The 12580-nt window shown below is 46.8% G+C and carries 6 protein-coding genes; 2 read left to right on the top strand and 4 right to left on the bottom strand.

Annotated elements, in window-relative coordinates:
• Nucleotides 1-87 precede the first annotated feature (87 nt).
• A complete protein-coding gene (locus ACLTWA_RS06140; protein ID WP_412326704.1) occupies nt 88-2316 on the bottom strand; it encodes a hypothetical protein in 2229 nt (742 codons plus the stop codon).
• Between the two features lie 921 nt (nt 2317-3237).
• On the opposite strand from ACLTWA_RS06140, the gene ACLTWA_RS06135 reads away from it, so the two are divergent.
• Nucleotides 3238-4260: a BclA C-terminal domain-containing protein gene (locus ACLTWA_RS06135; RefSeq protein WP_412326703.1), complete on the top strand. Its 1023-nt coding sequence runs from the start codon at nt 3238-3240 to the stop codon at nt 4258-4260.
• A gap of 757 nt (nt 4261-5017) precedes the next feature.
• On the opposite strand, the gene ACLTWA_RS06130 is transcribed toward ACLTWA_RS06135, so the two are convergent.
• The 3 genes from ACLTWA_RS06130 to ACLTWA_RS06120 all read right to left on the bottom strand — a co-directional run bounded on the left by ACLTWA_RS06130 (nt 5018) and on the right by ACLTWA_RS06120 (nt 10254).
• Nucleotides 5018-5383, bottom strand: coding sequence for a hypothetical protein (locus ACLTWA_RS06130; RefSeq protein ID WP_412326702.1), 366 nt, complete (start codon nt 5381-5383; stop codon nt 5018-5020).
• A 29-nt stretch (nt 5384-5412) separates the two neighbouring features.
• The gene (locus tag ACLTWA_RS06125; RefSeq protein WP_412326701.1) at nt 5413-8301 is read right to left on the bottom strand and encodes a hypothetical protein; all 2889 of its coding nucleotides are present in this window, start codon (nt 8299-8301) and stop codon (nt 5413-5415) included.
• A 261-nt stretch (nt 8302-8562) separates the two neighbouring features.
• Nucleotides 8563-10254 (bottom strand): hypothetical protein, encoded by a 1692-nt coding sequence (locus ACLTWA_RS06120; protein ID WP_412326700.1) that lies wholly within the window; start codon nt 10252-10254, stop codon nt 8563-8565.
• A 1491-nt stretch (nt 10255-11745) separates the two neighbouring features.
• Here ACLTWA_RS06120 and ACLTWA_RS06115 point away from each other — a divergent pair.
• A complete protein-coding gene (locus ACLTWA_RS06115) occupies nt 11746-12576 on the top strand; it encodes a transporter substrate-binding domain-containing protein (RefSeq protein ID WP_412326699.1) in 831 nt (276 codons plus the stop codon).
• Nucleotides 12577-12580 lie beyond the last annotated feature (4 nt).

Raw genomic sequence — 12580 nt, 5'->3', positions numbered from 1 at the left:
TGAGGTTTTGGGCTGTTTCTTTAGGCTCTGTTGACATAGAGCCTAAAGAAACACCAATCAGACAATTTGCCCATCTTAATTATTTCTTCATTCTACTTTTCCATAAGAATTCTCATAATTATTCGTATTATAAACTTTCGTAAATCCTTTTGCTGGTGCCAGATAATTTAACACCTCACCATCTTCATCTTTGGCTAGTGCAAGAGAACCTATATAATAGCTTGTATGGGGTGGTTGATTATATCCGCTATTTTGAGAAGAAACCTGAGCACGATATTGAGCATCATGCATTAATGTTGTATTTCTATATGTGGTATGCCATGCAGTGGTAAACATTCGAATACCACCCTCCATAGGAAACAACGCTTCTTCACGCCAATCCCCCAGAATATCAGCAGTTAAACAAGGCTGCGCTTTTGTTCCATTATTCGTTCCTACTCCAGGAAACTGAGCCCAACGTCGATCAAATGCCAATCTCTCTGTCCAGCCGCTTATTGTCCCATCTTCATTGTCAATAAGGTGTGGTTTTGCAAGAACCGGCAATGGATTTCTTGCTCCAATACTACCCAGTAATTCTGTTCCTAAATCCCCATCCCATAGCAAAGTAAAATTCATTGCACTTCCGTTTTGCACATAAGGAACCACATTCTGGCCTTCGATTAAATTACCTTCCATATCAAATAATCCACTACCAATACTCCAAAATGCAGCTGATACATTGGGGTGTTTTAAGGCATAAGCATCGTCAATGTTACCGATCATACCTCTGCCAATATCGCCACCGCTTTCAAATATTGCTAAATCCTTAAAGCCATTTTCACTTGTAGGATCATACTGCCTCAAATCTGCTCCTACTCCATCTCTTCCATACTCGTGCACTTGATAAACTTCTGTTATACCGTCGTTATTATAATCAGAAACATGCATTGCATCACCATGCCCGCGCTCTGTTGAGTATAACACTGAACCATCGTGGTCAATAACTGCAGATCCTACAACAATTTCATCTTTTCCATCATTATCACAATCTGCTACCACAAGATTATGATTACCTTGTCCAAATGCCGTTTTTTCACTCATTTTTTGGGTTCCATCAGCATAAGTTACAACATTATTGGCTGTTGTCAAACCATTTATCGTATCATCTGGATGATAATTTTCACTGAACCAGTAGCGAATTAAATTTTCTCCATCCCACTTATACGCCGTATAGAAAGCATAAGTATAAATACCTCTATTGAATACTGCATAAGGATTGGTACCATCTAAGTAAGCAATCGTTGCATTATATCTTCCGCTTCTGTTATCAAACCCATCTCCCCAATTTATGTTTTTATAGTTTATTGGAGGGTCATAGTTTACCGTTTGCATAGCGGCCCCTGTTTCACCATTAAATATTGTTAGAAATTCAGGCCCATCCATGTTTTTACCACCTGGTCTGTGAATCCATTGTTTCGTATTATCGGTATTTCTTATTTCTTCTGTATTCCCAACTTCACTTACAAACTTTCCGTCGCCGCCTTTGCTTCCAGCAGATGTCTTAATCATAACTTCCGCTTTGTTATCGCCATCTAAATCATATACCAGGAAACAATTATAATGTTGCCCTGCTGTTACATTTGTACCCAGTGATATTTCCCATAATTTAGTCGTTTCACCAGTATCCCAGTCAACATCAAGCGCATAAAGATATGCGGGGCTGGTGTAGCCTGGCATATTCGTACTTTCTACAGCCAGCATTAACACAACCAATTCATACTCCCCGTCACCATCTAGATCACCTACTGATGTATCATCGGCATGATAAGGCGTATTCCATGTTTCCCCACTATTTTCCCATGTGTAAACATCATTTTCTGGAAAATCGAATTTGATATCAACATAACCAGCCCAGTTGGCACCATAACCAGCAACATTTTGTATAACCGCTGTAGTTTTTTCATTTTCGGGGCTTTCTCCAGTTCGCACAACTTGATAGGTATCCGTCACTTTTCCTTCATAATCAGCCCATTGTGTAGGATCATGGACTCCCGTTGTATGGATAAGTTCACCATTTCTATAAATGTCAAATGCCTGATTCTCCAGGCTTTCAGTTCCTAATAATCTCCATGATAGAAAGTTATTCCCCCATCCTTCTGTACCGATTACTACTAAACCTCTATCTAAATATTCCATTCTTTTGACTATATTATTTTCATTTTTTAAACTTGTTGAACTTTCATCATTACTTTCAGCAATAACTGGCGTTACCGCAAAAACCTGAACGATCAATGTTAAAACTACACAAACATATAATATCTTTTTTAATGTTTTCATTTTCCCACCATTTCATTCCTTTTTTAGATCTCTACTTCTTAATTCTAATATACAAAATAAAAATAAAGATCTACTATAATAAATGCTTTTCATTAAATCTTGTGAATAAGTTTTATTTATTGTTCATAAATTTTAATTCAATAGTAAGCACCATAACTTCTTATACTTTATATAAAAGTAATCTGGAATAAAGAACAGTTTCATTCTATGCAGTTTAGATATTTAAAAGGTAACATGTAATCTCTGCGTATGAATTATAAAAAAGCTGACTGTATAGAAAACATCGTAGTTCTTAGCAAATTTTGCTGATGCACAGTTAAAAGCATATATAAAACACGGTAGGGAGTTAAGAAATACTGGTATTGTAAATAATGAACCATCACATTTAGGACGAGGTATGTTTGATTGGTCAAAAGAAAAAGCTTTTTATAAAAATATTATAAAAGATCTTGCAAAAAAATAAAACTTCTCAGTAATCGATCTTATTTACATAAAAAAACTAAAAAGTCTTGGCCATATAATTTATATTATTACTGGAAGAAATCATGGAGAATGTGGTAACCCATATCAATTTATATTGGAAAGAATCTAATCATCACATATGTTAAATCTATTCATTGAGAATCAGTAAATACCTGAGTTTATCTTATAGGACATAAAAAAAATTTTTATGCAGGCTACCTTGTAAAAATATAATAGATGAAAGTATTGCATTAAAAGTGATAGAAGCACCTTAAAATAAAAGTTTATTTATTATAAAATCTTCTTTTTATCACTTATTAATAGTCAAAAGGTTTTAGTCTTTATCATAATAATGAGGATAAAATAGACGTTAGTTGCAAAAGCATAAAGACATACATAGGATATATAGACATGTTTGTTTATGAATATGTCTGTATATCTTAGAATGGAGGAATTAATATGGCAAATAGTGCGATGCAATTAGAGCTAAGTTCAGCTACGTCTGTTGCTTCTAATGCAAACGTCCTTTTTAACAATGTAGTGTATTCATCTGGAGGAATACTCTATGATACGGGAACCGGTGTTATAACGTTTACGGAGGCTGGAAGGTTTGTAATTGATTGGTGGCTGGCTACACAGTTTACGGCATCTACAAACGGAACGTCATTTGCTTTGGAATCATCTCAAGGGGATTCTTTGTTGGGGAATTCTCCGCTAAGAACCGGAGAGGTTTACGGTGTTGGAATTATTGAAGTTACAACGCCCCCAGTTAATTTGTCACTTGTAAATGTTAGTGATGCAGCGGTAACTTTTGCGTCAATTGTTCCGTTAACTGGAGCATTAGTCATTGTAGAAGACGATTTTACTTCAGAAGGCCCAACAGGAGATACCGGTCCTGCCGGCCCTATAGGTCCAACGGGAGATACCGGCCCAACAGGAGATACCGGCCCAACAGGAGATACCGGCCCAACGGGAGATACCGGCCCAACAGGAGATATCGGCCCAACAGGAGATACCGGCCCAACTGGTGCCACAGGCCCAACGGGAAATACTGGTCCTACCGGACCCACAGGCCCGATAATTACTAGTGATAGTATGTCGGCTTCAAACACGACTTCAGTATTAATTCCTGTAATTTTGGGAGGAACTAATATATCACTGTCTAATAACCAGAATCTTAATACTTTTATACCAGATGAAAATAATACAGAATTTATTGTACCTGCTACTGGTCAATATTTGATTAGTTATGCTATATCAACAACACTTTCAATTTTAGTATCTTCGAGGATTGTAAGAAATACAACCCCAATACCAGCATCAGTAATTACACCAGTTGCATCCATTAACAGATTAACAACATCATTTATTGCTCCATTAACAGCGGGTGATACTATTTCACTTCAGTTGTTTGGATTACTTGGCGCAGTAACCCTATTAGGTGGAGCCAGTACCTATTTGACGGTTGTGAGAGTTATTTAACAGTAATACTCAAGTTGAGGGCATCCCCCTAGTCTAAAATGACTAGGGGGATGCCCTCCTTCTTTTCATAGAAAATAGGGAACGGCTTTTTTATAAAATAGAAAAGTGTTGGAAAATTCTTGTGTCCCATCGTCTGAACGAACTAAAAAAATAGAAATCTTTGTCCCGAAGATTTGTTCTGGATGAAGAAATTACATCATTTTCTTTTACAAGAAGAGAATATAACCCTTATGTATTAAAAAAATCGTAGTTTTGGGATTTCAGGCATATTTTACCATATTTTCTTATTATAGAGAAAATACTGGCAGAAAAAGGGCTGCAAGGATACTTCTGGAGACAAGTGCAGGCTATTATGTAGGAAAAGTCGGATAGTCAGTATGTATGTAATCAGAAATTTCAAGTTAGTTTTGCAGCATATCGGACAGGCTATGGTGAAATTCGCTAAGTGTTAGTTTATATTGTTATGTAACATTCTTATTTGCTTCTAAAAACATAATAATTGTAATTTGTTTTTTCAGTCATTTCACCATCTGGATTACTTTTCAGATCCACTAAAAGAATTTAGGGAGATTCCTTACTTCTTCTCCTTTCTATAGAAAACCTCCAAGCTGAGTAATTTTATTTTACATCAGTTTGGAGGTTTTACCAAAACATTGGGCTGCGCCAATCATTGGAAATGTGTTTTGAAAAATATTATGAATCTTTTTCAAAATGCATATGCCAATATCCTTTGTTATTTAAATTTCAAAATAAAATTTTAAGTTTCATATAACCGTACCAATCGTATTGTAGCACTTGGAGTTGCAGCACCAATTATAGCACTTAATAAGGTTAAAGTTAATGTGGTGGATGCATTAATTAAAGAAACAGTATCACCTTCATTCAAATCTAATATAGCATTAATGACTATCAAGCCAGAGATATCAGTGATATTAGTTAAAAAGGCTCCGGAATATTCGGGTTCTATTCCACCATTATTTATCTGCAAACTTACAGCACCTGAATCTCCTTGAATTTGTACACGTCCGTCGACAAGATATACACCGGGAGTTTCAATTGAAACTTGACCGCCTGGAGTTATAGTGAATGCTCCAGCCGTGTTTGTACTGCTTGCAGTTGTCATTGGAATAATGACTCCTGAATTATAAGGTCCTATATCAGTTGTTTGAAAGGTGCCTTGAAGAACGAATCCTGGTCCAGTGGGTCCGGTGTCGCCAGTAGGTCCGGTAGGCCCGGTGTCGCCAGTAGGTCCGGTAGGCCCGGTATCGCCAGTAGGTCCGGTAGGCCCGGTATCGCCAGTAGGTCCAGTGGGCCCGGTGTCGCCAGTAGGTCCGGTAGGCCCGGTATCGCCAGTAGGTCCAGTGGGCCCGGTGTCGCCAGTAGGTCCAGTGGGTCCGGTGTCGCCGGTAGGTCCGGTATCGCCAGTCGGTCCAGTATCCCCGGTAGGCCCGGTGTCCCCGGTAGGTCCGGTATCGCCAGTCGGTCCAGTCGGTCCAGTATCCCCGGTAGGTCCGGTATCGCCAGTAGGTCCGGTGTCGCCAGTAGGCCCGGTGTCGCCGGTAGGTCCAGTATCGCCAGTCGGTCCGGTATCTCCAGTAGGCCCGGTGTCGCCGGTAGGTCCAGTGTCCCCGGTAGGTCCAGTATCGCCAGTCGGTCCAGTGTCCCCGGTAGGTCCGGTGTCGCCAGTAGGTCCGGTAGGTCCAGTATCACCAGTAGGTCCGGTATCCCCGGTAGGCCCGGTGTCGCCAGTAGGTCCGGTGGGTCCAGTATCCCCAGTAGGTCCGGTGGGTCCAGTATCACCAGTAGGTCCAGTGTCCCCAGTAGGTCCGGTATCGCCGGTAGGCCCGGTGTCGCCAGTCGGTCCAGTAGGTCCGGTATCGCCGGTAGGCCCGGTATCGCCAGTAGGCCCAGTGTCGCCAGTGGGTCCGGTGTCCCCGGTAGGTCCGGTATCGCCAGTAGGTCCAGTGTCCCCAGTAGGTCCGGTATCGCCGGTAGGCCCGGTGTCGCCAGTCGGTCCAGTAGGTCCGGTATCGCCGGTAGGCCCGGTATCGCCAGTAGGCCCAGTGTCGCCAGTGGGTCCGGTGTCCCCGGTAGGTCCGGTATCGCCAGTAGGTCCAGTATCCCCAGTAGGTCCAGTGTCCCCGGTAGGTCCAGTATCCCCAGTAGGCCCAGTGTCCCCGGTAGGCCCGGTGTCGCCAGTCGGTCCAGTAGGTCCGGTATCACCGGTAGGCCCAGTGTCGCCAGTAGGTCCGGTGTCCCCGGTAGGTCCGGTATCGCCAGTAGGTCCAGTATCCCCAGTAGGCCCAGTGTCCCCTGTAGGTCCAGTATCCCCAGTAGGTCCGGTATCGCCAGTAGGTCCAGTGTCCCCAGTAGGCCCAGTATCCCCGGTAGGCCCGGTGTCCCCTGTAGGTCCGGTATCACCAGTAGGTCCAGTAGGTCCAGTATCCCCAGTAGGCCCAGTGTCGCCAGTAGGTCCGGTATCGCCAGTAGGTCCGGTATCGCCAGTCGGTCCAGTATCCCCAGTAGGTCCGGTGTCGCCAGTAGGCCCTGTGTCGCCAGTAGGTCCAGTATCCCCTGTAGGTCCGGTGTCGCCAGTAGGTCCGGTATCGCCAGTCGGTCCAGTGTCTCCAGTCGGTCCGGTGTCCCCGGTAGGTCCGGTGTCGCCAGTAGGTCCGGTATCGCCGGTAGGCCCGGTATCCCCGGTAGGTCCAGTATCGCCAGTCGGTCCGGTGGGTCCAGTATCACCAGTAGGTCCGGTATCACCAGTAGGTCCAGTAGGTCCGGTATCGCCAGTGGGTCCGGTATCGCCAGTAGGTCCAGTGTCGCCAGTAGGCCCAGTGTCGCCAGTAGGTCCGGTGTCCCCGGTAGGTCCAGTATCCCCAGTAGGCCCAGTGTCCCCGGTAGGCCCGGTGTCGCCAGTCGGTCCAGTAGGTCCGGTATCACCGGTAGGCCCAGTGTCGCCAGTAGGTCCGGTGTCCCCGGTAGGTCCGGTATCGCCAGTAGGTCCAGTATCCCCAGTAGGCCCAGTGTCCCCTGTAGGTCCAGTATCCCCAGTAGGTCCGGTATCGCCAGTAGGTCCAGTGTCCCCAGTAGGCCCAGTATCCCCGGTAGGCCCGGTGTCCCCTGTAGGTCCGGTATCACCAGTAGGTCCAGTATCCCCGGTAGGTCCAGTAGGTCCGGTATCGCCGGTAGGCCCGGTATCGCCAGTAGGCCCAGTGTCGCCAGTCGGTCCGGTATCGCCAGTAGGCCCAGTGTCGCCAGTCGGTCCGGTATTCCCGGTAGGCCCGGTGTCCCCGGTAGGTCCAGTATCGCCGGTAGGTCCGGTGGGTCCAGTATCACCAGTAGGTCCGGTGTCCCCGGTAGGCCCAGTATCGCCAGTAGGTCCAGTATCGCCGGTAGGTCCGGTGTCCCCGGTAGGTCCGGTGTCGCCAGTAGGTCCGGTATCGCCGGTAGGCCCGGTATCCCCGGTAGGTCCAGTATCGCCAGTCGGTCCGGTGGGTCCAGTATCACCAGTAGGTCCGGTATCACCAGTAGGTCCAGTAGGTCCGGTATCGCCAGTGGGTCCGGTATCGCCAGTAGGTCCAGTGTCGCCAGTAGGCCCAGTGTCGCCAGTAGGTCCGGTATCGCCAGTGGGTCCGGTATCTCCAGTAGGCCCGGTGTCGCCAGTAGGTCCAGTCGGTCCGGTATCGCCGGTAGGCCCGGTATCGCCAGTAGGCCCAGTGTCGCCAGTCGGTCCGGTGTCCCCGGTAGGTCCAGTATCCCCAGTAGGCCCGGTGTCCCCGGTCGGTCCGGTATCGCCGGTAGGCCCAGTGTCGCCAGTCGGTCCGGTGTCCCCGGTAGGTCCGGTATCGCCAGTAGGTCCAGTATCCCCAGTAGGCCCAGTGTCCCCGGTAGGTCCAGTATCGCCAGTAGGTCCGGTATCGCCAGTAGGTCCAGTAGGTCCGGTGTCCCCGGTAGGTCCAGTATCGCCAGTCGGTCCGGTATCGCCAGTAGGGCCAGTGTCCCCGATAGGCCCGGTATCGCCAGTAGGCCCAGTGTCACCAGTAGGCCCAGTGTCGCCAGTAGGCCCGGTGTCCCCGGTAGGTCCGGTGTCGCCAGTAGGTCCGGTGGGTCCAGTATCGCCAGTCGGTCCGGTATCGCCAGTAGGTCCAGTCGGTCCGGTGTCCCCGGTAGGTCCAGTATCCCCAGTAGGTCCGGTATCGCCAGTAGGGCCAGTGTCCCCGGTAGGTCCGGTAGGTCCAGTATCGCCGGTGGGCCCGGTGTCGCCAGTAGGTCCGGTATCGCCAGTAGGCCCGGTATCCCCTATAGGCCCGGTATCGCCAGTAGGTCCAGTGTCGCCAGTAGGTCCGGTATCGCCGATAGGGCCTGTATCGCCAGTAGGCCCAGTGTCGCCGGTAGGCCCAGTGTCGCCAGTAGGTCCGGTATCGCCGATAGGGCCTGTATCGCCAGTAGGCCCAGTGTCGCCGGTAGGCCCAGTGTCGCCAGTAGGTCCTGTGTCGCCAGCAGGTCCAGTATCGCCGGTAGGTCCAGTATCGCCAGTAGGCCCGGTATCTCCGCCAGCAGGCCCAGCAGGCCCAGCAGGCCCAGTATCTCCGGTAGGTCCGGTATCGCCGGTAGGTCCGGTATCGCCAGTAGGGCCAGTATCGCCGGTAGGCCCAGTATCGCCAGTAGGTCCGGTATCGCCGGTAGGTCCGGTATCGCCAGTAGGGCCAGTATCGCCAGTAGGCCCAGTATCGCCGGTAGGCCCTGTATCGCCAGTAGGTCCGGTGTCCCCGGTAGATCCAGTATCGCCAGTCGGTCCGGTAGGTCCGGTATCGCCGGTAGGTCCAGTATCACCAGTAGGTCCGGTATCGCCGGTAGGTCCAGTATCGCCAGTAGGCCCAGTATCGCCAGTAGGCCCAGTATCGCCAGTAGGCCCAGTGTCACCAGTAGGTCCGGTATCGCCAGTAGGGCCAGTATCCCCGGTAGGTCCGGTATCGCCAGTAGGCCCAGTATCGCCAGTAGGCCCAGTGTCACCAGTAGGTCCGGTATCGCCAGTAGGGCCAGTGTCCCCGGTAGGTCCGGTATCGCCGGTAGGTCCAGTATCACCAGTAGGTCCGGTGTCGCCGGTAGATCCAGTATCGCCAGTAGGTCCGGTAGGTCCGGTATCGCCGGTAGGTCCAGTATCACCAGTCGGTCCAGTATCGCCAGTCGGTCCGGTAGGGCCGGTGTCGCCGGTAGATCCAGTATCGCCAGTAGGTCCGGTAGGGCCGGTATCGCCGGTAGGTCCAGTATCGCCAGTCTGTCCGGTAGGGCCGGTGTCCCCGGTAGATCCAGTAGGTCCGGTAGGTCCGGTATCGCCGGTAGGTCCGGTATCCCCGGTAGGCCCAGTATCGCCAGTAGGCCCAGTGTCGCCAGTCGGTCCGGTAGGGCCGGTGTCGCCGGTAGATCCAGTATCGCCAGTAGGTCCGGTAGGTCCGGTATCGCCGGTAGGTCCAGTATCACCAGTCGGTCCAGTATCGCCAGTCGGTCCGGTAGGGCCGGTGTCGCCGGTAGATCCAGTATCGCCAGTAGGTCCGGTAGGGCCGGTGTCCCCGGTAGATCCAGTATCGCCAGTAGGTCCGGTATCCCCGGTAGGTCCGGTATCGCCAGTAGGCCCGGTATCGCCAGTCGGTCCGGTAGGGCCGGTGTCCCCGGTAGATCCAGTATCGCCAGTAGGTCCGGTGTCGCCGGTAGGCCCAGTGTCGCCAGTAGGTCCGGTATCGCCGGTAGGGCCGGTATCACCAGTGTCACCAATAGGGCCAGTGGGCCCAGTGTCGCCAGTAGGTCCAGTAGGTCCGGTATCCCCGGTAGGCCCAGTATAGCCAGTAGGCCCAGTATCGCCAGTAGGTCCGGTAGGTCCAGTGTCGCCAGTAGGTCCAGTGTCGCCAGTAGGTCCAGTATCCCCGGTAGGTCCAGTGTTACCAGTAGGCCCAGTAGGTCCGGTATCCCCAGTCGGACCTGTAGACCCCTCATCATCATCTTCTACAATGACCAAGCTGCCATTTAATGGAAGAATTGTCGGTAAAAATATTGGTGCGTCACTTATGCTTATTAAAGATATGGTAGTTGGAGCTATAGTAACATCTACAATTCCAACCCCGACTACTTCACCAGTTTTCAGCGGAGAGCTTGCTATTATAAGATCTCCTTGTGAAGAGGACAAGGCAAATGCTGCTCCGTTTGTAGATTGAGAGGATTGTGTAGCAATCCACCAAGTTACTACAAATCTGCCGGCCTCAAGAAACGTTATTTCTCCATTTGCTGGATTGTAGGTTATGCTGCCAGCTGAATAGACTATGGTATCAAAAATAACATTGGCGTTTGGTTCAATCGTTGTAGCCGTATTTAGGTCTATTTGAAGTGCACTATTAGCCATAGTTACACCTCCATTTCATAATTTTTAAGACATATATTAATAAAAGTAATAATGTCTATATATATTTTATGAACTGCGGTTAAAAATGGCAACTTGATGAATTTACCGAGATTATCCAAAACGCTTATATTAAGTACAAGTGTAAAAGTATTTCTTATAATCTTTGGTTATATATTTACACACAAGGTTGATATATGTTCTGCAAATAAAGCCATGAGGATTTAAAATTTTCTCATGGCGGTGTCTCCTAAATACACAGCCGGAATAAAAAGATGATTACGGCGTTAAATAAGTGTTTGATTTTTTTGTGCATATAATTGTTTAAAATGCAGTAGCAGGCTATATTGCAGAAGGTAACAAAAATTTCACCTTTCTTATAGAATAACCCTTTAAAAACGATAAATTTTATTAGAATATTCTTTCTGAATGATAATAACCCCTTTTTATAATGATGTCATGTAGTCTTTAATAGAGGATTTATAAGAAATGAGTCTTTTTATAAGGTTTCTAAGGCACAGATTAAAAGATGTACTAGTTAAGAAAGAAGTAAAAGCAGTACTATACCCTGTTGCATAAATTAATTAAGCAAGTAATTAAAAGAATTAGTTACAAGGATAATAATGTCAATTCTTGAAATTCCCTGTTCTGCCTGTTAGCAGCAACTATTAAACCTTGTTTTCCTTCTCTCAAATCCAGAAGTGCAATAATATAATTGTCATTTAAAGCATTTCCTTAAAAGTAGCAAACATTGGTCAAGAGAACTTAAAATTTTATGTTAAGGCAGCCATAGACGAAAATGCTTACCATAAAATTGTATCTGAAAACCATTTAATTATAAAAATGCATGTACATAAGCGAATATAAAATTAATTTTTGTAAAAACAATAAAAAAATATCATAATTATAAAAAAATATTATGAAAGACAAAACGAAGGAATATACTTTTACAAACAGTTTCTAAGTCCTTAAGACATGGAACATATAGTAGACAAAGGTGTTTGCATAAAAGCAGGCACCTTTTTTGCGTATTAACAGAGTTAAGGACATTGAAATGTAGTTGATGAAAGCAGAGGCAGGAGGAGAAAAAGATGAAAAAGATTATAAAAAAGGCAATTCGTTCCGTAATGATTCTTACACTGGCAGTATTGTTGACAGCATGCAAAACGACCCAAAGCACGGGAGTCACAAAAGTGAAGGTGGGTACCGGCAACGCCATGCCGCCCTACTGTTCTCTTGATGAAAAGGGAGAACCGGTGGGATATGATGTAGCGGTATTAAAAGAAATCGATAAACGTCTGGACAAATACGAGTTTGATATTCAGTCCATGGATTTCAATACTCTGATTGTCTCCATCGGTTCGGGTGCCTTAGATGTGGTATCCCACCAGCTTGTGAAAAGTGATGCAAGAAAAGAAAAGTATTTATTTCCTGAACAGTACTATTGTCTTTCTCCCATGTCCCTGTGTGTAAAGAAAGATAGCAATATCAAATCCCTGACGGATATGGCAGGAAAAACCATCAATCAGTCGCCCACAAGCTACGAATATTCCATGCTGACAGTCTATAACGAAAATAATCCGGGAAAAGAATTAAAGATAAACGCAGTCAGTGATTTGTCTGCTGCAGATGGCTTTAAACAGGTTTCCAATGGTCAGATAGATGCAAGCCTTACTTATCTGTCCACTTATGAAAGCGTGCAGAAAGAGTTGAATCTGGATAATCTGTCACTTACCGGTGTAGTAATGGTAGAAGATACCTACATGATGTGTGCAAAGGGAAAAGATGACTTAAATGCTGCCATTGACGGAGCTTTAAAGGAAATGGTGACGGATGGAACCTTATCAGAGCTTTCCGCCGAATACCTGGGGCAGGATATATTTTCAAAGTATTCTGAAATGGTCAGCATTACTGCCAGATAAATGA

Source organism: Lacrimispora sp. (assembly GCF_046972725.1).
In the GTDB taxonomy this organism is placed as follows: Bacteria; Bacillota; Clostridia; order Lachnospirales; family Lachnospiraceae; genus Lacrimispora.
The sequence above is the reverse complement of the archived record's forward strand: the minus strand, read 5'-3'. Positions and strand labels throughout refer to the sequence as shown.

Coding starts and splice junctions, on each gene's coding strand:
- ACLTWA_RS06140 (WP_412326704.1), bottom strand. CDS start 2,316: ATGAAAACATTAAAAAAGATATTATATGTTTGTGTAGTTTTAACATTG.
- ACLTWA_RS06135 (WP_412326703.1), top strand. CDS start 3,238: ATGGCAAATAGTGCGATGCAATTAGAGCTAAGTTCAGCTACGTCTGTT.
- ACLTWA_RS06130 (WP_412326702.1), bottom strand. CDS start 5,383: ATGACAACTGCAAGCAGTACAAACACGGCTGGAGCATTCACTATAACT.
- ACLTWA_RS06120 (WP_412326700.1), bottom strand. CDS start 10,254: ATGAGGGGTCTACAGGTCCGACTGGGGATACCGGACCTACTGGGCCTA.
- ACLTWA_RS06115 (WP_412326699.1), top strand. CDS start 11,746: ATGAAAAAGATTATAAAAAAGGCAATTCGTTCCGTAATGATTCTTACA.